Genomic DNA, 21,975 nt, shown 5'->3' with positions numbered 1-21,975 from the left:
GGGCGCACAACTGCGCCAGGGCGTTTGAAGGCCGCGATTATAAGCCGCAAAGGCCGGATCCGGTGAGGCTAAAACGCTCAGTCGTTGCGCGATCCGCCGAAATACCCGCAGCCGCGTTGCACCTGGCCGTCGATGCGCAACTCGGCGCTCATGTGCTGCACGCTGCCGGTGCTGCTGTCGACGCAGCGTTGCGGCGCGACCCACAATTCGATGCGCTGATTGTTGGCTTCACTGCTCAGATTGAAGCGGCCATCGCCCAATTGATCTTCAATATACGGCACGGCAAGTGGCGGCTGACCTTCGCGGTCGATGACCATGCCTTTGCCGCTGACCTTTACATTCCACTCCGGGCCATGGCCGGCGGCACGCAGGATCAGCAGTTTGAAGTTGGGATCATCGCAGGCAGTGCCGGAGCGTTCGACGCGGTACAACTGAGTCAGGTCGAGTCGATCGCCGGCCACCTTGCCGCGCACATCGGCGAACAGCTTGCCCTGTTCATCGGCGAGGGTGGCGGCCTCTTGCAGGATGCTGGTGCCGCCGACGTCATTGACCACCAGTTGGCGCTGCTCCTGACACTGGAACACCAGTTTGCCGTCAGCGGCGGTCAGTTGCCCCTGCATCCGTGTCTGCCCGACGTGCGAGGCACTTTCTCGTTGGCCATCGAACAACTGGCAGGCGGCAAACAATGGCAGCAGGGCAACAACGACCAACGAACGGGCAACACGCATTTTCGGCTCTCCAGACAAGTGTCGCCACGTTACGCAGCCTGACCGTTCATCACAAGGGTTTAGCCCACGTGAAACGTCTGACCTGTCTGCAGGCCTTCGACACTTTTCGCGTAGGCCAATGCCACATCCGCTGCAGGAACCGGCTTGTACCCACGGAAATACGGGGCGTAGCTGCCCATCGCTTCGAGCAGCACGGTCGGGCTGATCGAGTTCACTCGCAGACCGCGTGGCAGTTCGATGGCGGCGGCGCGGACGAAGCTGTCGAGGGCGCCGTTGACCAGCGCTGCCGAGGCGCCGCTGCGGATTGGATCGTGGCTGAGCACGCCGGTGGTGAAGGTGAATGAAGCGCCGTCGTTGGCGAATTCGCGGCCGATCAGCAGCAGATTGACCTGGCCCATAAGCTTGTCTTTGAGGCCGAGAGCGAAGCTGTCTTCCGTCATCTCACCCAGCGGTGCGAAGGTGACGTTACCGGCGGCGCAGACCAGTGCATCGAACTTGCCGGTATTTTCGAACAGCTTACGGATTGACGCGCTGTCGCTGATATCCACCTGCAAATCACCGCTGCTACGGCCGATACGGATGACTTCGTGGCGTTGCGAGAGTTCTTTATCCACCGCCGAACCAATAGTGCCGCCAGCGCCTATCAACAGAATCTTCATCGAGTTGTACCTCAAGTGATTGAACGAGGTTTCAGTCTAGAGTGGTTTTTTCTGTGGATAAGCGCACTAATAGGCAACCTTTGGTTTTCAAATGGAAACAATCCATGAGCGAGATGGATGATCTGGCGGCGTTCGCGGTGTTGATTGAAGCGGGCAGTTTCACCTTGGCAGCGCAGCAATTGGGCTGCAGCAAGGGGCAGTTGTCCAAGCGCATCAGTCAGCTCGAAACGCGCTTTTGCGTGGTTTTGCTGCAACGCACGACCCGTCGTCTGAGCCTTACCGCTGCCGGCGCGGCATTGTTGCCGCAAGCCCAGGCCCTTGTAGTCCAGATCGAGAGAGCGCGTCAGGCATTGGCGCGATTGAAGGACGACATGGCCGGTCCGGTACGCATGACGGTGCCGGTTTCTCTGGGGGAAACCTTCTTTGACGGTCTGCTGTTGGAGTTCTCGCATCAATACCCCGAGGTGCAGATCGAGCTGGAGCTGAACAACAGTTACCGCGATCTGTCACGGGACGGCTTTGATCTGGCGATCCGCAGCGAAGTGGCCAATGACGAACGACTGGTCGCCAAGCCGTTACTTGCCTGGCAGGAAATGACCTGCGCCAGCCCGGCGTATCTCGAGCGTTTCGGTGAACCGCTGACGCCACAGGCACTGGCCGAGCATCGCTGCTTGCTCAACAGCCACTACAGCGGACGTGAGGAATGGCTGTATCACCAGCAGCATGAATTGTTACGGGTGCGAGTATCAGGACCGTTTGCCAGCAACCATTACAACTTGCTGAAGAAAGCCGCACTCAGTGGCGCCGGGATTGCGAGGTTACCTTCCTACTTGCTGCAGGCGGAATTGGCTGACGGCCGATTGCGCTGCCTCCTGCGCGATTTTCAGACCCGGCGCATGCCGATGTACCTGGTGCATCCGTATCAGGGCGGATTGCCGAAGCGCACGCAGGTGCTGGCGGATTACTTGATCGGCTGGTTCAAGCGCAGCGGTGAAGCGCTGGATCGACTTCAGCGCTGATCATATGAACATAAACCCCATGTAGGAGCTGCCGAAGGCTGCGATCTTTTGATTTTGTTTTTTTCAAAGCAAGATCAAAAGATCGCAGCCTTCGGCAGCTCCTACAGGTCGGCGTTCAGTTGGCGAAGTGGCGGGCGATCAGATGATCAATCGACAACTTGCCCGGCCCTGTCGCCATCAAGTACAGCAACACCGCCGCCCAGGTGCCGTGAGTCGGATAGGCATCGGGGTACACAAACAGTTGAATGACCAATGTCATACCCAACAACGCCAACGCCGAAAACCGTGTAGCGAAGCCAATCAGGATCAGCAGCGGGAAGAAGTGTTCGGCGAACGCCGCCATGTGCGCGGCAATCTCTGGCGACAGCAGCGGCACGTGGTATTCGCTCTTGAATAACGGAATGGTCGAGTCGGCCAGACGTGGCCAGCCGACTTGAAAGGTGCCGTCGATCAGGTCGATGGCCAAACCTTCAACCTTGGTCTGCCCCGACTTCCAGAACACCGCGGCTATCGAGAAACGCGCAATGAACGCGACCAGGCTGTGGGGGATTTTTTCCAGCAGCGCGATGGCGCGGGTGATGAGCGTTTTCATGGCAGTTCCTTGTCATTCAAGTGGGTAATGGCGCTGCGCGCGATCAGTAAGCCGAGGGTTTGAGCGAGGTCGAATTCTGGGCTGTTTTCAGCCGCTGCCAGCAGTGGCTGACCATCAATCAGGTTGCGGATAAACCTGCTGGCACCGGGGTCGAGGGCAAACACTTCGACGTCCAGGCCATTGCGCAACACCATGGCGTGTTGCTTTTGGTTGACGTCGATTCCCTCCAGCCTCGCGTCGTGTTGATGTGCGCCCCAGATCGCGACTACGGCAAAGGCTGAGTCGAGCAGGTGCAGGGAGGGATGAAGGTTGAGGCGCAGTTCACTCAGCGTTTGCGCATCAGTCAGTGCTGCTGTGATTTCTTCTGGCCGGACGGGCAGGGCGTCGGCCGCGTGATAGGCGAGGGTACGCAGGTGCTCAAGGCGTGCCACGTCGGCCAGATAGGGCACGCCGCCGGCCGGTTCAAACGCTGCGATGAAGTCCGCATATTCTGCGCCGTAGCAACTCATCAACGGACTCTGCGGCGGCTGCTGCTGGACGAAAACGGCCGCCATGGCGCGAAAGAATTCATCGCCGACCAATTGCGCAACCACCGGGTAACTGTCGCTCAACGCATTGATCAGCGAACCCTGTACGTTATTGCGATACACCGCAAAACGGCTTGCCGGATCGGCACCGTTGGCGCTGCACAGACCTTCGGGGCAGGGTAGCCGTGTGTCGAGGAGCGCGGTAGCGAAATCGCGTTGCGCGCTCATGTGCGTGCCCCAGCATCCAGCAAAAGCGCATCAGCTTGCTGAGCTTCCGCCAGTAGCACCGCAAACGCCGGCACTTGATTGTCGCGCTCGATCAACGTTGCCACCGGGCCGATGCGTTGCAGCACTTGCCGGTACAAACCCCAGACGGCTTGATCGATCGGCGCGCCGTGATCGTCGATCAGCAAGCGATCGCCAAGGCTGTCGCTATCTTCGGCGAACCCGGCCAGATGAATTTCACCCACCGTGTGTAATGGCAGCGCATCGAGATACGCCAGTGGATCACGCTGATGGTTCACGCAAGAAACGTAGACATTGTTGACGTCCAGCAGCAGGCCGCAGCCGCTGCGGCGGATGACCTCGGCGATGAAATCTGCCTCATCGAGGGTTGAGCGTTGAAACGCCAGATAGGTTGCCGGATTCTCCAGCAGCATGGGCCGTTTGAGCGTGTTCTGCACTTGATCGATATGCTCGCAGACACGGTTCAGCGTCGGCATGTCATAGGCCAGCGGCAGCAGATCATTGAGAAACACCGGCCCATGGCTCGACCAGGCCAGGTGTTCGGAAAAGGCTTGCGGTTGATAGCGCCGAATCAGCTCGGCAAGGCGCTGAAGATGGTGTTTATCCAGCGGCCCTTCAGCACCGATGGACAAGCCGACACCGTGCAACGACAGCGGATACTGCTCGCGGATCAAACCGAGAAAATGATGAAACGGACCGCCGTCGACCATGTAGTTTTCGGCGTGGACTTCGAAGAAGCCGATGTCCGGTTGTGAGCCGAGCACTTCACGAAAGTGCCCGGTCTTGAGTCCCAGCCCGGCACGGGACGGGAGCCCGGTGCGGGCTGCCTGAGTGCGGGGTTGGGCATGGTCATTGATAGTGAGCATGATCGTCACTCAGGCAGGCCAACGATCAGGACTTGGCTTTGAAGGCTTGCATCTGACCGAAACCGGTCGGCGAAGTCTTGCTCTCAGTGGTAGCGCAGGTGCCCTTTGGAACGAGTTTCCAGGCGTTGGCCTGGTAGTCCATTTTCGCCGTGCCGGCACAGGTAGTGCCTGCACCTGCGGCGCAATCGTTGTGACCTTTCATGGCCACGCCGAAGCATTTTTCCATGTCGGCGTCAGCGGCGTGGACGGTCGATACAGCGGTCATGCTCAGGGCAGAACCGAGGGCCAGAACCAGGGCAGTAGCGGACAGGGTGCGGGTGGTAGCAGTCATGATGTTTCTCCAGTCTTGTTCAGGGTTTTTACAAGCGCGATTGCGCTTGCTTGTCCCTCTAGAGAAACGAGGTGGCGTTGCGTTACAGCCCGCTCAAAATCTTTTTGGAAAAACTCAAAACCCTTTAGGAGTGAGCCTGCTCGCGATGGCGTCATGTCAGATACCGGCGATGTTGAATGACACGACGCCATCGCGAGCAGGCTCACTCCTACAAGGGATTTTTGGAGAATCTGAAATCGTGCAGGCACAAAAAAACGGCCCGAAGGCCGTTTTTTTGTTGGGCGAAACACATCAACCGCCGAGGTACGCCTCGCGTACTTTCGGGTCGGTCAGCAGCGCTTCACCGGTGCCTTGCATGACCACGCGGCCGTTCTCCAGAACGTAGGCGCGGTCGGCGATTTTCAGCGCTTGGTTGGCGTTCTGCTCGACCAGGAACACGGTCACACCGTCCTTGCGCAGCATTTCGATGATGTCGAAAATCTGCTGGATGATGATCGGTGCCAGGCCCAGCGACGGCTCGTCAAGCAGCAGCAGTTTCGGCTTGCTCATCAGCGCACGGCCGATGGCGAGCATTTGCTGTTCGCCGCCGGACATGGTTCCGCCGCGCTGGTTGAAGCGTTCTTTCAGGCGCGGGAACAGTCCGAGGACCTTGTCCATTTGCTCCTGATAGTCGCCCTTGTCGGTGAAGAAACCGCCCATGGACAGGTTTTCTTCAACGGTCAGACGGGCAAACACCCGACGACCTTCCGGCACCACCGCAATGCTCTTGCGCATGATCTGCGACGAGTCCTGGCCGACCAGTTCCTCACCCATGTAGCGGATGCTGCCGCTATGCGCTTGCGGCGAACCGCAGAGCGTCATCAGCAGCGTGGACTTGCCGGCACCGTTGGCGCCAATCAGCGTGACGATCTCGCCCTGACGGACTTCGACGTTGACGCTGTGCAGGGCCTGGATCTTGCCGTAGAAGGTGGAAACGTTTTCGAACTGCAGCATTTACGCTTCCCCCAGGTAGGCTTTGATCACTTCAGGATTGTCGCGGATCTGTTCCGGCGTGCCGTCGGCCAGAGGCGTGCCCTGATTGATCACGACGATGTGGTCGGAAATGCTCATGACCAGTTTCATGTCGTGTTCGATCAGCAGCACGGTGACGTTGTGCTCTTCGCGCAGTACGCTGATCAGCGCCTTGAGGTCTTCGGTTTCCTTCGGGTTCAGACCGGCCGCCGGTTCGTCGAGCATGAGGATCCGCGGACGGGTCATCATGCAGCGGGCGATTTCCAGACGTCGTTGCTGACCGTAGGCCAGGGTGCCGGCGGTACGGTTGGCGAACTCTTTGAGGTTGACCTTTTCCAGCCAGTACTCGGCGAACTCCATGGCCTCGCGCTCGCTTTTGCGAAACGCCGGGGTCTTGAACAGACCGGACAGGAAGTTGGTGTTGAGGTGACGGTGCTGGGCGATCAACAGGTTCTCGACCGCGGTCATGTCCTTGAACAGGCGCACGTTCTGGAAGGTACGCACCACGCCTTTGAGGGCGATCTTGTGGCCCGGCAGGCCCTGAATCGGCTCGCCGTCCAGCAGGATGCTGCCGCCAGATGGCTTGTAGAAACCGGTCAGGCAGTTGAACACGGTGGTCTTGCCCGCGCCGTTCGGCCCGATCAGTGCCACCACTTGTTTCTCTTTGACGGTCAGGGCCACGCCGTTGACCGCCAGCAAACCGCCGAAGCGCATGCTCAGGTTTTCGACTTTAAGGATCTCGCGGCTCATTTTCGCAACTCCATGTGTGGGCGTTGCATCGGCAGCAGACCTTGTGGACGCCAGATCATCATCAACACCATCAGCGCACCGAACATCAACATGCGGTACTCGCTGAACTCACGCATCATTTCCGGCAACAGGATCATCACCACGGCCGCCAGGATCACGCCCAACTGCGAGCCCATGCCACCCAACACAACGATGGCGAGGATGATCGCCGACTCGATAAAGGTGAACGATTCCGGCGTCACCAAACCCTGACGGGCGGCGAAGAAGCTACCGGCGAAACCGGCGAATGCAGCGCCGAGAGTGAACGCGGAGAGCTTGATGATCGTCGGATTCAGACCCAGTGCACGGCAAGCGATTTCATCTTCACGCAGCGCTTCCCACGCACGGCCGATCGGCATGCGCAGCAGACGGTTGATGACGAACAGCGCCGCCAGCGCCAGCAACAGCGCAACCAGGTAGAGGAAAATCACCTTGTTGATCGAGTTGTATTGCAGGCCGAAATACTCGTGGAAGGTTTGCATGCCTTCCGCGGCTTTACGTTCGAAGGTCAGACCGAAGAACGTCGGTTTCTCGATGTTGCTGATGCCGTTCGGACCGCCGGTGATGTCGGTCAGGTTACGCAGGAACAGACGGATGATCTCACCGAAACCAAGGGTCACGATCGCCAGATAGTCACCGCGCAAACGCAGCACCGGGAAGCCCAGCAGGAAGCCGAACGTCGCCGCCATCAGGCCGGCAATCGGCAGGCAGATCCAGAAGCTCAGGCCGTAGTAGTGCGACAGCAGCGCGTAGCTGTAGGCGCCGACGGCGTAGAAACCGACGTAACCGAGGTCGAGCAGACCGGCCAGACCGACGACGATGTTCAGACCGAGGCCAAGCATCACGTAGATCAGGATCAACGTCGCGATGTCCACCGCGCCACGGGAGCCGAAGAACGGCCACACCAGCGCCACCAGGATCAGCGCAATGATGAAATAGCGCTGAGTGGTCGGCAGGGTGAGGAAGTTGCTCGCCTTGGCCGGAATCAGCGGCAGGCCGGGCGACGAGCGCCAGGCTTTGCTGATCTGCTGATTGAACAGCACGCGCAGGAACATCAGCACCGAGCAGATGGCGATGGTCGCCAGTACGGCCGGGCTGGTGTTGTGCACTTCCAGGTTGATGCCGACGATGGTCAGTTTCAAACCGAGTACCGGGTAGGCCACGGCCCACACCAGCAAGGCACTGAACAGTGCCTGTTTAAGATTCCTAGTCATACTTTCTCAACCTCCGGACGGCCCAGAATGCCGGTCGGACGGAACAACAGCACCAGAACCAACAAGCCGAAAGCCACGACATCCTTGTACTGGTCGCCGAAGATATCGGCACCAAAGGCTTCCGCCACCCCAAGCACCAGCCCGCCGAGCATGGCGCCGGGGATGCTGCCAATCCCGCCCAATACTGCGGCGGTGAAGGCTTTGAGGCCGACGAGGAAACCGGCGTTCGGGTTGATCACCCCGTATTGCATGCTCAGCAGCACAGCCGCAACGGCTGCCAGCGCGGCACCAATGACGAAGGTCAGGGCGATGATGTTGTTGGTGTTGATGCCGAGCAGGTTGGCCATCTTGATGTCTTCGGCGCAGGCGCGGCAGGCGCGACCCAGGCGAGAGCGGGAGATGAACAGCGTCAGGCCGAGCATGGCGATCAGGGTCACCACGAACACCACGATTTGCATGTAGGAAATCAGCACTTCTTGTGCGCCACCTGGACCGAAGGCAATGTTGCCCGGAATCAGGTTGGGGATAGCTTTGTCCTTGGAGTCTTGCGCCAGCAGAACCGTGTTCTGCAGGAAGATCGACATACCGATCGCGGAAATCAGCGGGATCAGACGGTTGCTGCCGCGCAGGGGGCGGTAGGCAATGCGTTCGATGCTGTAACCGTAGGAACTGGTGACGACGATGCTGGCGATGAACGCCGCCGTCATCAACAGCGGGACACTGTCGAGTCCCATCATGGTCAACCCGGCGATGGCGATGAACGCCACGTAGGAGCCGATCATGTACACCTCGCCGTGGGCGAAGTTGATCATTCCAATGATGCCGTAGACCATCGTGTAGCCGATGGCGATCAAGGCATACATGCTGCCAACGTTCAGGCCGTTAACCAGCTGTTGGAAGAAGTGATAGATGTCAGGCATTACAGCGCTCCTAAAAACCTGATACGCATTTCACTGGTGGAGTCATTTTCCCGCCCGGCCCCGTGGATCTATATCCACTTCGAATCCGGGTTTTGCCAGCGAACCGCTGATGACGGTTTTGAGATTTTCAGGTGGGGAGACTGGCGGATCACGCCAGCGCGGCCCAATACATTCGTAAAACAAAGCCCACGGCACGCCGTGGGCTTTATTGGCAGTCAGTCAGGCAGCGCCTTACTGAGGCGAAACTTCAGTTTTAGGTTTGCCGTTGTGCCACTCGTAAACCACGAATTTGAAGTCTTTGAGGTCGCCCTTGGCGTCGAAGCTCAGGTCGCCAGTCGGGGTCTTGAAGGTACCGGCGTGAATGGCTTCAGCCACTTTGGTCGCGTCTTCGGACTTGGCTGCCTTGATGCCTTCGGCAATCACTTCAACCGCCGAGTAGGACGGGAACACGAACGGACCGCTCGGATCTTCTTTCTTCGCCTTGAATGCATCGGCCAGGGCGATGTTGGCTGGATCCTGGTCGAAGGATTTCGGCAGGGTCACCAGCAGGCCTTCGGCTGCGTCTTTGGCGATCTGGGTGATCGAGTCGTTACCCACGCCTTCCGGACCCATGAACTTGGCTTTCAGGCCTTTTTCCTGGGCTTGACGCAGGATCAGACCCAGCTCCGGGTGGTAGCCGCCGTAGTAAACGAAGTCGACGTTGGCTTGTTTGAGTTTGGCGATGATCGCCGAGAAGTCTTTGTCGCCGGCGTTGACGCCTTCGAACACGGCAACCTTGGTGCCTTTCTTCTCGAGAGTCGATTTCACCGCGGTGGCGATGCCTTCACCGTACTGCTGTTTGTCGTGCAGTACGCCGACGATTTTCGGTTTGACGTGATCGGCAATGTAGTTACCGGCGGCAGGGCCCTGGGCGCTGTCGAGACCGATAGTACGGAAGATCATTTTGTAACCACGGGCGGTGATGTCCGGGCTGGTGGCAGCCGGGGTGATCATGATCACGCCTTCGTCTTCGTAGATGTCCGAAGCCGGTTGAGTGGAGCTGGAGCACAGGTGACCGACCACGAACTTGACGCCGTCGTTGACGACTTTGTTTGCAACGGCTACCGCTTGTTTTGGATCGCAGGCATCGTCGTATTCAACGGCTTCGAGTTTCTTGCCGTCGACGCCGCCCTTGGCGTTGATTTGCTCAATGGCCATTTTTGCGCCACTGAACTGCATGTCGCCGTACTGGGCTACTGGACCGGTTTTAGGACCGGCGATACCGATTTTGATGGTGTCAGCTGCGAACGAATGGCTGGCAACCCCGGCCAGAACCATAGCGGCAAACAGTTTGGAAATCTGCTTAGTAGCCTTAGTCATAGTGCTCCACTCTTACTGTTGTAATTTTTTTGAGTTCTGGCGCCGTAGCAGCAGAACCGGGTCAGATATCTTTGCGATACCCTCCGGAAATGCCCCCGGCAACTGTACCGGTACAGTGTAGAGCGCCGGTTGTCAGCCTGGGAAGCGGGCGCCGAGGGGCAAAACCTGGGGGTGTCGCATTTTTGAATGAAAAAGACAGAATCGCGGCGGGGCGTTCGTGGGCATATAGCCCAATCATCAGCATTCCTTGGCGTTCCTGCTTTTTTCGTTCGGTGCAGCCTTTTGCAACCGGGTTTTGCTGGCGGACCACCGACGTTATCATTCGCGTCGATTTCTTTTCCGGACAGCACCCATGAATCAAGAACCTAGCACCCTCTATGCCAAGCTGCTTGGTGAAACCGCATCTATTACCTGGAAAGAGTTGGAGCCGTTCTTCGCCAAGGGTGCCCTATTGTGGGTCGACCCTGCGCTCGATTTGATCGCCGCTGCCGAGGCCGTGGCGTCCGATGATGGCGAGAAAGTGGCTGCCTGGCTGGCCGCAGACAAACTCGCCAAGCTGTCTGAAACGCGGGCGCTGGATCTTTTTGAACGCGATCCCGAGATGTGGGCAGTGGTCGTTCGTCCGTGGATTCTGGTCCAGGAAAGGGCAGTTCCTGCTGACGTCGCACCTTGATGGTGCGGCCGGTCATCAGCGAAAAGTGTGTAGCGGAGTAGCGTGATGGCACGTTGCCGTAGAGAAACACCACAAGCGACGGTGGCCTCACGGTGACGTAAACGTAACGGGAACAGTTTAGTAAGCAGCCTAACGGCTGCTTAATTGTTTCTGGATATTGGATTTAAGATTTCTGTCGTCTGAAAAGGCCTCATCGCGAGCAGGCTCACTCCTACAGGGGAACGCATTCCAATTGTAGGAGTGAGCCTGCTCGCGAATGGGGCGACTCGGTTGCGGATCAGACCGAGAACGACTTACCGGTATGGTTATTGAGGGAAATAACCTTGGTCTTGCCAATCCGGTGACGGTAGATCTCGCGCAGGTACTTGATCGACTTCTTCACGCAATCGCGCGACAAACGAATGTCATTGATCGAGACAAACTTGTCTTTGTCGTTGATCAGCTCGCGGTACTTCTTCTCGTACATCGGTTTGATCGCGTACCAGTTGGTATCGAGGATCTTCGCCGGGTTCTCGAACTCGTTGAGCAGGTCGTCGATGCGGTCTTCGTCGAACTCTTCATTGATGATGAAATCGAGGATCGAGTTGTCCAGGGTCTCGTCGAAACGGTACGGGTTCTTCGCGAAGCAGCGCTTGATGAATGCGACGATCAGGGTCAGGAAGTCATCCGACAGGCACGGGCTCTTGGCGATCAATGTAGTCAGCGACAGGTTGGCCGAGGCGCCGATCACCAGCGCGTAACGCTTGAGCGTGGTGTTGGGGAACAGGCTGTTGAGGTGCGTCTTCAACCGGTTCAGGTCCATGTACGACAGCTTGTAGTCTTTCGGCAGCGAAACGATCGAGACCACCGACGAGCAGTTCTTGAAGAAGTGCAGGTCGTGCAGCGCGGCGGCGTCGTAACCGGAATTCTTGTACTGCTCCAGCGAAGCGCGATAACGCTTGGACTCGATCGGCAGCAGGCTGATGCCTTCGATCGCCTGCGTCACTTTGTTGAAGTGCGGCAGGTCGATCGAGCGGAAGAACAGGTCGTCGATGTTCAGGCGCTGCGGCTCTTTGTCGAACACCTTGAACTTGTCGCTGCTCGGCGGCGGGGTTTCTGGCACCACCGATTCGGCGTAGGCGATCGCCACCGGGCCGGCCAGACTCATGAACAAGTCGTTGGCGTCGAGGCGAATGGTTTCGCCGATGTCGATGCCGGCGCGGCGGAAGTAGTTCTGGTCGTAGTCGGTGGTGACTGCCTGCGCCGTGAGAATGTTGAAGATCTGCTGCGAGATGTACTGGTTGGCGTGCTTTTCCATCGCATTGACATCAATGTTCTGGATGTTGCCGTCATCGCTCTCTTCGGCGTAACGCATGATGTCGTTGGAGATCAGCATCATCGCATTCCATGGGCGGATACGCCCCATGACGCTGGCTTCGCTGCTGTCTTCATTGGCGAAGTTGTAGGAGAAATCCCATTCTTCCGAGAGGTATTTGCACAGCAGGCGACCGGCGTTGATGTGCAGCGCCTCGGACATTTCGCTGCGGTGGTCGGAAATGTTCGGCAGCACGCAGATGCCGCTGGTGAAGATCGGTTCGAACACGAACGAATGACCGCTCTTGCCGTCATGCTCGTCCATCGGCTTGGTGTCGAACGTCTTGTTCATGTACGAGTGCTGCTGGGCCAGACCGAATTCCGAAGCCATGCCGGAACCGGTACCGCCGCCGGCACTGAAGATCGAGAAGTACAGGCGCGACTGGTTGGCCTTGATGCCGCAGCTGTCGATCAGGTACGAGTGGATCATTTTCCAGTCAGGGCTGGAGAAGCGCTGGGTGTCCTTGTTGAGGATGATCTTCGCCAGGTACTGGCCGAGGATCGGCGCGTTACCGGCGCCACCGGCGTGGACTTCGGACAAGTCCATGATCTTCATTTTGCTGTAGTCGCGCAGGAAGCCGCTTTTCTCGCCTTTGCGCGAGAAACGGATACGCCCGGCGATGTCTTTGTCGAGGTCGCCAAGCATCACCAGTGGTTCGACCAGAAATACCGGTTTGGTCGATTTGTTCGGGCCGATGCGCAGGTTGTTCTTGATCCACTGCGCCGGGCTGTAACCCTTGTCGGCCAGTCGGCGATCCGCCGCGCGATCTTCGTTGTTGAATTCGTTGAGGTAAAACTTGCGCGCGTTGTACACCAGCTCCGCGACGTCGAGGGCGATGTTCGAGCCGCAACGACCGAGGCCGATCAGGCACACCGAGGGGAATTCCTGGTCGTTGTGCTGTTCGTTGTCACCTTCCAGGTGCGGCGGGCGCGGGAACACCAGATCTCGCAGGCCGTCGAGGTTGTCGAGGATGCGGTCGGTGTTGGTTTCGGTGAAGTACAGGTATTGCTGGGTCGACAGCGGGCGCGACGGGACCAATGGCTTCGACGATGACGGGCTGTTGGCGGCGGGGCTCAAAGTCAGATCGGATACCGCAGTGGCGGGATTATTTTTAGAAGTCATTGTGCGCCATATACCTGGACTGGTTGGCTCGCTGGCCTTTGCCTACGAACCTCACGGAATAAGATCTCGCGTCTTTTATTTGCGCGAATTGAGCCCGAGCATCAGGTTTTTGGCCTGACTGTCGCTGGGGGGAATCCTTTCCTGATCGTTGATGAATCGGCCATTATTCGGCGATCTTTAATCGAAAAGAGGCAAAATGATGTCAACGCTACCTTCGTTGGGGTTCGCCGGAATCGGTCTGATGGGCCTGCCCATGTGCCGCCGTTTGTTGGCCGCGGGTTACCCGCTGACCGTGTGGAATCGCAACCCGGCCAAGTGCGCGCCACTGGTCGAGGCCGGTGCCCGGCAGGTGGCGACCGCTGCTGAATTGTGCGAATACGCCGACGTGGTGATGCTGTGTCTGGCCGATACGGCGGTGGTTCGCGAGGTGGTGTTTGGCGCTGGCGGTATCGCCGAAGGCGCGAAAAGCGGCCAGTTGCTGGTGGATTTTTCCAGCCTTGAACCAACAGCCACTCGCGAAATGGCGGCGCAACTGCTGGCGAAAACCGGCATGTCCTGGCTGGACTCACCGGTGTCCGGCGGCGTGGGCGGTGCCGAGGCGGGGAGTCTGGCGATCATGGTCGGCGGCGAAGCGGCAGATCTTCAGCGTGTACGTGCGGTGCTGCTCAACCTCGGTCAGCGCGTCACGCACATGGGCGGCATCGGCGCGGGGCAAGTGACCAAGGCCTGCAACCAGATGATCGTCGCTTGCAACGCGCTGGTGATCGCCGAAGTGGTGGCGCTCGCCGAACAAGCCGGCGTCGATGCAAGCTTGATCGCTGAGGCGCTGGCCGGCGGTTTTGCCGATTCGAAACCGTTGCAGATTCTTGCGCCGCAAATGGCCGAGAGCCGTTTCGAACCGATCAAATGGCACGTGCGCACGCTGCTCAAGGATCTCGACACCGCCGTCAAATTCTCCCGCGAACAGGGTTCGGCGACGCCGATCAGCGGATTGGCCGCACAACTGATGCGCCTGCATGGGGCGCAGGGCTTTTTGGCGCAGGATCCAGCGACACTGGTGCAAATGTACCGCGCGCCAGAATCAACGGATTGACCGCGTGTGAATGTTTGCGCTGATTGATTTCTTCCAGCACCGGGCGCAGCTCGTCCAGCGGCACCGGGCGGCTGAGCAAATAGCCCTGAATGAAATCGCAGCCCGAGCGTTCAAGAAACTCGTATTGCTCCAGGCTTTCCACGCCTTCGGTGACCACCTGCAAATGCAGGGTGTGCGCCATGACGATGATCGCCTGGACGATCTCCATGTCGGCGGTCGCCGTGGGAATATCGAGGATGAACGAGCGGTCGATCTTCAAGGTGTTGAGTGGCAGGCGCTTGAGGTAGGCCAGCGACGAGTAGCCGGTGCCGAAGTCGTCGATCGACAACGACACACCCAGGGCACGGATCTGTCGCAGTAGCACCAGGGTGTTGGCAATGTTGCCCATCAGCGCATTTTCGGTGACTTCCAGTTCCAGCCGTTCCGGCGCCACCCCGGCGCTGCGCAATGCCTGTTCGATTTCGTTGGCCAGTTCATCTCGGGTGAGATTGAGCGGTGAGCAGTTCCAGGCGATTTTCAGCTCTTCGCAGCCATGCCGTGACAGTTCACCCAGATCCTTGCAGGCGCGGCGCAGCACCCAGTTGTCCAGTTCGGCGATCAGGCCATTGTTTTCGGCGATGGTGATAAAGCGATCCGGGGTCAGCAAACCGTGCAGCGGATGTTGCCAGCGGATCAGCGCTTCGAGCTTGGTGACGCGACCGGTCTTCAGTTCGAAGATCGGTTGGTAATAGAGCGTCAGGCCGTTTTCTTCGCGCAAGGCGTGGCGCAATTCTTCTTCCAGTTGCAGCTCGAAACTGGCGCGGGTCTTGAGGTTGGAACTGAAAAAGTGCAGGCCGTTGCGCCCCGCGCCTTTGGATTGATACAGCGCCAGATCGGCGTGTTTGAGCAGCTCCTCGCAGGTGGTGCCGTCCTCCGGAAACAGACTGATGCCGATGCTGGTGGTCATCACCATGCGACGTCCGGCCAGTTCGATCGGCTCCTTCATCTTGAGCATGATGCGCTGCGCCATATTGCGGGCTTCTTCGCGCTCACGCAGGTTGATGAGGATGCAGAACTCGTCGCCGCCGAAACGCGCGACCACGTCTTCATGGCTGCGCACTGAGCCTTTGATGTGCTGGGCGATGACTTTGAGCAGTTCGTCACCGGCGTCGTGACCGAGGCTGTCGTTGATCCGCTTGAAGTGGTCGATGTCGAGAAACATCACCGCGAGCATGCCACCCTCGGCGGCTTTCTGGCAGAGTTTCTCGGCGAAGATCTGGTTGAACCCGCGGCGGTTGATCAGGTTGGTCAGGGCGTCGTAGTTGGCCGCTTGTTGCAGCGACATGCGCGCCTGATCGAGCTGGCTGAGCAGGGCGTTGACGCGGCGCAGGTCTTCTTCCTTGTTCTGCAGTTTTTTATCGGCCAGCGCCGCACTGATCGCACTGCCAAGGATCAGCAGGATGATCAGCGCCACGGTCAGGCCCAGTTGCAGATGCCCGTTATCGCCGCCGCTCGCTGTCAGGCCTCCCTCGGGAAGAACCAGATCCAGCGCAGCCATGCCGGTGAAATGCATGCTGATGATGCCGGCGCCGAGAATCAGCGCAGCGCTGTACTTGAGCAACTGATGCGCGACGCCGCTGCCTTCGCTGAGATAGCGGGCCACCCACAGCGCTGCGAAACTGGCGCCGATGGCGATCGCCACAGACAGCGCGAACAGTCCTGGCTGATAGTAGGCGGTGGCGCTCGACTTCATCGCCGCCATGCCAACGTAATGCATGCCGGCGATGCCCAGGCCGATGACAAACGCGGTTTTCAAGCAATGCAATGCACTCGGCTGCGCTTCGCTCAGGGTTTGCATGGCCAGCCAAGAGGCGAGCAGGGCAATCAGCAACGAGAAAAGGGTGATGCCAAGGTCGTACTGAATGTCGATCGGTGTCTGGAAAGCCAGCATGCCGATGAAATGCATGGCCCAGATGCCGCCGGCCAGGCAGGTCGCGCCGATCCAGCGCCAGATCCGCCGCGACCCCGGATCTTCGGCATTTACAACGCGCTCAGCCATATCCAGAGTGGCGAAACTGGCTGCGCAGGCGACCAGATACGCAACCATCACCAGGAAAGGGTTGTGACTGCAATCGAGAATGACCTGCCCGCTCTCCGGCAGCTCGGTAACAAACTGCAAACCAAGCCACTCCATAGCATGCCCCGTCTCTGAAGTCGTCCTGACTGCGCGGTGAACGCAGGCGAATGACTGGAGTATAGAGGCGGTTTTAGCCGTGTAAGGGGTAGTGGCACATTGGCGCTAATGATTTCGGCATTAGCGTCATAGCGATTGGCGCTAAAGGCTCAAGCGATCTGCTCGAAAGGGATTTGCGCCCAGTCCGGTTGCAGCGGCGGCAAGCCGAAACGCGCGCGGGCCTTATCGCAATCGACATTCTGTTCGCCGTTTTCCCATGACGATTCGAATTCACGGCAGGGGCTGGAGCGCAATTCATAAATCGAGCACTTCACCTCGCTGCCGACTTCGCCGACCAACGCCGTGCAGCGCGGCGATTTGCAGTCGGTGCCGTTCATCGCCACCCGGCTGGGACTGATCTGCGTGACCAGTTCATCAGGCACCGTGCCGCCGGAAGATGAGCACTCACCCCAAAAGAAAGACACGCGAAAATGGGAACAGCAGGCACCGCAATTCAGACACGGACTGACTTCAGACATGGGCGAGGGTATCAAAGGGATTGATCGGGAGATCCGGACGGATCCGGCGGCCATTCTAGGCTTTGCCGCAGACTTGGGAAGGGGGGCGCGAAACTATTTTTTTGTGGCAAGGTTTTGCCGCAAAAGCCCCGGTTTTCGGGGGATTGCAGGCTTATCAAGGGCTTACGTTTCGTTACAGTGCCATGGGCCGATATCAGGCAGACGAATGATCACAGACAGCCTCGGCGCGGCTGACTAGATTGCAGGTTCCGGGCTCGGATGCGTTGGCAGTGAAGCCCCATAACAATAAAGAGACGGACCCATGCAGAACTCGACCCAAGCGGCGAATGCCTGGCGCATTCTGTTCCTGCTGTTCCTCGCCAACCTGTTCAACTTCTTCGACCGCACCATTCCGGCGATCATCATCGAGCCGATCCGCATGGAATGGCACCTCAGCGACTTTCAACTGGGCATCGTCGGTACCGCATTCACCATCGTTTATGCCATTGCCGGCCTGCCCTTGGGGCGCATGGCCGATACCGGTTCGCGCAGCAAACTGATGGGCTGGGGCCTTGCGACGTGGAGTGCGCTGACGGCGGTCAACGGTCTGGTCGGCAGTTTCTGGAGCTTCCTGATCGTGCGCATGGGCATCGGCATCGGCGAAGCCAGTTATGCGCCAGCGGCCAACTCATTGATCGGTGACTTGTTTCCGGCGCATCGTCGGGCGCGGGCGATGGGCATTTTCATGCTCGGTCTGCCGCTGGGCCTGTTGCTGGCTTTCTTCACCATCGGCTGGATGGTCAAGGCTTTCGACAGCTGGCGCGCGCCGTTCTTTATTGCGGCGGTGCCGGGTCTGCTTCTGGCGGTCTTCATGTTCTTTATCAAAGAGCCGAAGCGCGGGGCGGCGGAAACCGTGCAGGTTTCGCAAGAGAAAGTCGACAAGCCGATCCGGCGCATCCTCGCGGTGCCGACTTTTCTTTGGCTGGTGATGGCCGGGTTGTGTTTCAACTTCGCGACGTATGCCTGCAACTCGTTTCTGGTGCCGATGCTGCAGCGCTACTTCCTGATGCCGTTGCAGGAAGCGGCGGTGGCCACCGGGGTTATTGTTGGCGTGACCGGGCTGGTCGGGTTGACGCTGGGAGGCTGGATTGCTGACAAGATTCACCAGCGCGTGGCCAACGGGCGGTTGTTGTTCGCCGCGTTCAGTCTGATTATTTCGACGTTGTGCACGGCGTGGGCGTTGCATTCGGGGCGGATCGAGATTGGTGTGTTTGTCGCGGTGTTCAGTGTTGGTTGGCTGTTTGCCTACAACTTCTACACCTGCGTTTACACGGCGATTCAGGATGTGGTCGAACCACGTTTGCGGGCGACGGCGATGGCGTTGTTCTTTGCGGGGTTGTATCTGCTGGGCGGTGGTTTGGGGCCGGTGGTAGTCGGTGGCTTGTCCGATCATTTTGCGCATACCGCGATGGCGGCGGCCGGGGCTGAGCAGATGACTGAAGCGTTCAAAGCAGTCGGGCTGCATGATGCGATGTACCTGATTCCGGTGGCGCTGTTTTTGACCATGGTGTTTCTGTTTTTGGCGGCGCGGTGTTTTGTGCGGGATGCGCAGCGGATGAAAGAGGGGTTGGTTGCGGTGGTTGAGCCAGAAGTGGCTGCGGCGACGGCATGATGATCGTTCCCACGCTCTGCGTGGGAACGCAGCCCGGGACGCTCTGCGTCCCTTTCCGGAGCTGGAACGCGGAGCGTCCCCTGAGGCATTCCCACGCAGAGCGTGGGAACGATCTACGGCAAACAAAAAAGGCCCGCATCGCTGCGGGCCTTCTTGTTTTCAGCGATGGGGCAGGGCGATTAACCCGCCACCAACACCCGAATCGCTTCCAGACGCAATGCCGCTTTATCCAGCATCGCCAGACCCTGCTCACGCTGTTGGCGCAATGCATCCAGTTCGCTGTCACGCACAGTCGGGTTGACCGCTTGCAACGCGGTCAGGCGCGCCAGTTCTTCGTCGGTGTCGGCCGCCAGACGGCGACGGGCCTCGGCCACGCGCTCGGCGTGACGCGGGGCGATCTTGTCTTCACCGGCGTTGATCCGTGGCGTCAGCTGATCGCGCTGGGCCTGGATGAACTTGTTGGCGCTGGCGCGTGGCACGCTTTCCAGTTGATCGTTCAGCGTTTCGAACGAGACGCGTGGCGACAGATCGTTGCCATTGGCATCGAGCAGGCAGCGCAGAGCAGCTGGCGGCAGGTAACGGCCCAGTTGCAGCGAACGCGGCGCCACCACTTCGCTGACATACAGCAGCTCAAGCAGCACGGTGCCCGGTTTCAACGCCTTGTTCTTGATCAGCGCGACGGCGGTGTTGCCCATCGAACCGGACAGCACCAGGTCCATGCCGCCCTGCACCATCGGGTGTTCCCAGGTGATGAACTGCATGTCTTCGCGCGACAGCGCCTGATTGCGGTCGTAGGTGATGGTCACGCCTTCGTCGTCGCCCAGCGGGAAGCTGGCGTCGAGCATCTTCTCGCTCGGCTTGAGGATCAGGGCGTTTTCCGAATGGTCTTCGCTGTCGATGCCGAACGCGTCGAACAGGGTTTCCATGTAGATCGGCAGGGCGAACTGATCGTCTTGCTCAAGGATGTCTTCGACCAGCGCTTCACCTTCGCCAGCGCCGCCCGAGTTCAGCTCCAGCAGACGGTCACGGCCGGTGTGCAGCTCGGCTTCCAGACGCTCGCGCTCGCTGCGCGCTTCGTCGATCAGCGCTTGCCACTCGCTGTCGTCGGCTTCTTCGAGCAACGGTAGCAGGCGCGGGCCGAACTGATGCTGCAAGGCGTTGCCGGTCGGGCAGGTGTTGAGGAACGCGTTCAGCGCTTCGTGGTACCACTGGAACAGGCGCTCTTGCGGGCTGGTTTCCAGGTACGGCACGTGCAGTTCGATGATGTGCTTCTGGCCGATCCGGTCGAGACGACCGATACGCTGCTCAAGTAGATCCGGGTGCGACGGCAGATCGAACAGCACCAAGTGGTGAGCGAACTGGAAGTTGCGACCTTCACTGCCGATTTCCGAGCAGATCAGCACTTGTGCGCCGAATTCTTCGTCGGCGAAGTACGCGGCGGCGCGGTCACGCTCAAGGATGTTCATGCCTTCATGGAACACCGTGGCCGGGATGCCGGAACGCACGCGCAGGGCGTCTTCCAGGTCCATCGCGGTTTCGGCGTGGGCGCAGATCACCAGCACTTTGGTGCGCTTGAGCATTTTCAGCTGATCGATCAGCCATTCGACGCGCGGGTCGAATTTCCACCAGCGCTCTTCTTCGCTGGCGTCCGGTTGCGCCTGGAAGCTGACTTCCGGGTACAGCTCGGCGTGTTCGCCGAGCGGCAGTTCGAGGTATTCGTCCGGGCACGGCAGCGGGTACGGGTGCAGTTTGCGCTCCGGGAAACCCTGCACGGCGGCGCGGGTGTTACGGAACAGCACGCGGCCGGTGCCGTGACGGTCAAGCAGTTCACGCACGAGACGCGCGCTGGCTTCAGTGTCGCCATCGTTGACCGCGGTCAGCAGCGCTTCGCCTTCGTTGCCGAGGAAACCCTGAATGGTTTTGTGCGCTTTGGCCGAGAGACGGCCCTTGTCGAGCAATTCCTGAACGGCTTCGGCCACCGGGCGATAGTTGTCGCTCTCGGCGCGGAACGCGGCCAGGTCATGGAAACGGTTTGGATCGAGCAGACGCAGGCGAGCGAAGTGGCTGTCCTGACCGAGTTGTTCCGGGGTGGCGGTAAGCAGCAGCACGCCCGGAATGACTTCGGCGAGTTGCTCGACCAGCGAGTATTCGGCGCTGGCCTTTTCTTCGTGCCAGACCAAGTGGTGCGCTTCGTCGACCACCAGCAGATCCCAACCGGCGGCGAACAGTGCGTCTTGCGCCTTCTCGTCGTCGACCAGCCACTCCAGCGCGACCAGCGCCAGTTGGGTGTCTTCGAACGGGTTGGCGGCATCGCTTTCGATGAAGCGTTCTTCGTCGAACAGCGCGACCTGCAGGTTGAAGCGGCGGCGCATCTCCACCAGCCACTGGTGCTGAAGGTTTTCCGGGACGAGGATCAGCACGCGGTTGGCGCGGCCCGAGAGCAGTTGGCGATGGATCACCAGACCGGCTTCGATGGTTTTACCCAGACCCACTTCGTCCGCCAGCAATACGCGCGGCGCAATGCGGTCGGCAACTTCACGGGCGATGTGCAATTGGTGCGCGATCGGTTGCGCACGCACGCCGCCCAGGCCCCAGAGCGATGATTGCAGCTGGCGGCTGGTGTGTTCGAGGGTGTTGTAACGCAGCGAGAACCACGCCAGCGGGTCGATCTGCCCGGCGAACAGACGGTCGCTGGCCAGACGGAACTGAATAAAGTTCGACAGCTGGGTTTCCGGCAGGGTGACGGCTTCGTTCTGCCCATTGAGACCGTGATAAACCATCAGCCCGTCGACATCGTCGACTTGCTGCACAGTCATCTTCCAGCCTTCGAAGTGGGTGATGCTGTCGCCCGGCGAGAATCGCACGCGGGTCAGGGGCGCATTCCGTAGCGCGTACTGGCGGGTTTCGCCAGTGGCCGGGTAAAGCACGGTCAACAAGCGGCCGTCCTGTGCCAGAACGGTGCCTAAACCAAGCTCTGCTTCGCTGTCACTGATCCAGCGTTGCCCCGGTTGATACTGCTGCGCCATGCTGCCTGACTCCCACCTTGAAAAAGCGGGCTATCTTAACGGAATGCGCCCGTGAGGCCAAAGGAATACTGGGGTAGGAGCTGCCGAAGGCTGCGATCTTTTGA

At 59.3% G+C, this 21,975-nt stretch carries 19 protein-coding genes; 4 read left to right on the top strand and 15 right to left on the bottom strand.

The genetic code is table 11. From position 1 onward, the window contains the following. Positions 1 to 77: 77 nt before the first annotated feature. Positions 78 to 728 (bottom strand): COG3650 family protein, encoded by a 651-nt coding sequence (locus CKW17_RS06255; protein ID WP_095119196.1) that lies wholly within the window; start codon positions 726 to 728, stop codon positions 78 to 80. 59 nt (positions 729 to 787) lie between these two features. After that, positions 788 to 1,387: a short chain dehydrogenase gene (locus CKW17_RS06250; protein ID WP_095119195.1), complete on the bottom strand. Its 600-nt coding sequence runs from the start codon at positions 1,385 to 1,387 to the stop codon at positions 788 to 790. A 104-nt stretch (positions 1,388 to 1,491) separates the two neighbouring features. Between CKW17_RS06250 and CKW17_RS06245 the strand changes: the two genes are divergently transcribed. Further along, positions 1,492 to 2,406, top strand: a complete 915-nt coding sequence (locus CKW17_RS06245) for a LysR family transcriptional regulator (RefSeq protein WP_095119194.1) — start codon at positions 1,492 to 1,494, stop codon at positions 2,404 to 2,406. A gap of 115 nt (positions 2,407 to 2,521) precedes the next feature. Here CKW17_RS06245 and CKW17_RS06240 read toward each other — a convergent pair whose 3' ends face one another. The 9 genes from CKW17_RS06240 to CKW17_RS06200 form a co-directional block, all read right to left on the bottom strand. Then, positions 2,522 to 2,998 (bottom strand): DoxX family protein, encoded by a 477-nt coding sequence (locus CKW17_RS06240; protein ID WP_095119193.1) that lies wholly within the window; start codon positions 2,996 to 2,998, stop codon positions 2,522 to 2,524. Then, a complete protein-coding gene (locus CKW17_RS06235) occupies positions 2,995 to 3,753 on the bottom strand; it encodes a DUF2063 domain-containing protein (RefSeq protein ID WP_095119192.1) in 759 nt (252 codons plus the stop codon). Before CKW17_RS06235 ends, CKW17_RS06240 begins: the two co-directional genes overlap by 4 nt. After that, on the bottom strand, positions 3,750 to 4,637 hold the full coding sequence (locus tag CKW17_RS06230; protein ID WP_095119191.1) for a DUF692 domain-containing protein: 888 nt from the start codon (positions 4,635 to 4,637) through the stop codon (positions 3,750 to 3,752). Before CKW17_RS06230 ends, CKW17_RS06235 begins: the two co-directional genes overlap by 4 nt. 25 nt (positions 4,638 to 4,662) lie before the next feature. Beyond that, complete coding sequence (locus CKW17_RS06225) at positions 4,663 to 4,968, bottom strand: DUF2282 domain-containing protein (RefSeq protein ID WP_095119190.1); 306 nt, start codon at positions 4,966 to 4,968, stop codon at positions 4,663 to 4,665. A 291-nt stretch (positions 4,969 to 5,259) separates the two neighbouring features. Continuing rightward, complete coding sequence (locus CKW17_RS06220) at positions 5,260 to 5,961, bottom strand: ABC transporter ATP-binding protein (protein ID WP_008082262.1); 702 nt, start codon at positions 5,959 to 5,961, stop codon at positions 5,260 to 5,262. Further along, positions 5,962 to 6,729, bottom strand: coding sequence for a high-affinity branched-chain amino acid ABC transporter ATP-binding protein LivG (gene livG, locus CKW17_RS06215; RefSeq protein ID WP_027621149.1), 768 nt, complete (start codon positions 6,727 to 6,729; stop codon positions 5,962 to 5,964). Continuing rightward, positions 6,726 to 7,982, bottom strand: a complete 1,257-nt coding sequence (locus tag CKW17_RS06210) for a high-affinity branched-chain amino acid ABC transporter permease LivM (RefSeq protein ID WP_093438700.1) — start codon at positions 7,980 to 7,982, stop codon at positions 6,726 to 6,728. Before CKW17_RS06210 ends, livG begins: the two co-directional genes overlap by 4 nt. Beyond that, positions 7,979 to 8,902 carry a high-affinity branched-chain amino acid ABC transporter permease LivH gene (gene livH, locus CKW17_RS06205; protein ID WP_007918526.1) on the bottom strand — a complete coding sequence of 308 codons (924 nt, stop codon included), beginning with the start codon at positions 8,900 to 8,902 and terminating at the stop codon, positions 7,979 to 7,981. Before livH ends, CKW17_RS06210 begins: the two co-directional genes overlap by 4 nt. 231 nt (positions 8,903 to 9,133) lie before the next feature. After that, the gene (locus tag CKW17_RS06200; RefSeq protein ID WP_016986598.1) at positions 9,134 to 10,261 is read right to left on the bottom strand and encodes a branched-chain amino acid ABC transporter substrate-binding protein; all 1,128 of its coding nucleotides are present in this window, start codon (positions 10,259 to 10,261) and stop codon (positions 9,134 to 9,136) included. A gap of 352 nt (positions 10,262 to 10,613) precedes the next feature. On the opposite strand from CKW17_RS06200, the gene CKW17_RS06195 reads away from it, so the two are divergent. Then, positions 10,614 to 10,934: a DUF2288 domain-containing protein gene (locus CKW17_RS06195; RefSeq protein ID WP_095119189.1), complete on the top strand. Its 321-nt coding sequence runs from the start codon at positions 10,614 to 10,616 to the stop codon at positions 10,932 to 10,934. A 277-nt stretch (positions 10,935 to 11,211) separates the two neighbouring features. Here the strand turns inward: CKW17_RS06195 and CKW17_RS06190 are convergent, their stop codons facing one another. Then, complete coding sequence (locus tag CKW17_RS06190) at positions 11,212 to 13,410, bottom strand: hypothetical protein (protein ID WP_095119188.1); 2,199 nt, start codon at positions 13,408 to 13,410, stop codon at positions 11,212 to 11,214. Between the two features lie 196 nt (positions 13,411 to 13,606). Between CKW17_RS06190 and CKW17_RS06185 the strand changes: the two genes are divergently transcribed. Then, a complete protein-coding gene (locus CKW17_RS06185; RefSeq protein WP_176470045.1) occupies positions 13,607 to 14,503 on the top strand; it encodes an NAD(P)-dependent oxidoreductase in 897 nt (298 codons plus the stop codon). Here the strand turns inward: CKW17_RS06185 and CKW17_RS06180 are convergent. Both CKW17_RS06180 and CKW17_RS06175 read right to left on the bottom strand, forming a co-directional pair. Then, positions 14,394 to 16,676, bottom strand: a complete 2,283-nt coding sequence (locus tag CKW17_RS06180) for a bifunctional diguanylate cyclase/phosphodiesterase (protein WP_095119187.1) — start codon at positions 16,674 to 16,676, stop codon at positions 14,394 to 14,396. The two genes, CKW17_RS06185 and CKW17_RS06180, sit on opposite strands and share 110 nt — an antisense overlap. 149 nt (positions 16,677 to 16,825) lie before the next feature. Continuing rightward, entirely contained in the window at positions 16,826 to 17,194 is a 369-nt protein-coding gene (locus tag CKW17_RS06175; protein ID WP_007918504.1) for a YkgJ family cysteine cluster protein, read from the bottom strand. A gap of 301 nt (positions 17,195 to 17,495) precedes the next feature. Between CKW17_RS06175 and CKW17_RS06170 the strand changes: the two genes are divergently transcribed. Beyond that, positions 17,496 to 18,845: an MFS transporter gene (locus CKW17_RS06170; protein ID WP_095119186.1), complete on the top strand. Its 1,350-nt coding sequence runs from the start codon at positions 17,496 to 17,498 to the stop codon at positions 18,843 to 18,845. Positions 18,846 to 19,024: 179 nt separating this feature from the next. Here CKW17_RS06170 and rapA read toward each other — a convergent pair whose 3' ends face one another. After that, positions 19,025 to 21,871: an RNA polymerase-associated protein RapA gene (rapA, locus tag CKW17_RS06165; protein ID WP_095119185.1), complete on the bottom strand. Its 2,847-nt coding sequence runs from the start codon at positions 21,869 to 21,871 to the stop codon at positions 19,025 to 19,027. Positions 21,872 to 21,975 lie beyond the last annotated feature (104 nt).

The sequence above is a fragment of the Pseudomonas sp. Irchel s3f10 genome (assembly GCF_900187515.1).
Taxonomy (GTDB): Bacteria; Pseudomonadota; Gammaproteobacteria; order Pseudomonadales; family Pseudomonadaceae; genus Aquipseudomonas; species Aquipseudomonas tensinigenes.
Note: the sequence above shows the minus strand (reverse complement) of the source record. Positions and strands in the feature narration are given on the sequence as shown.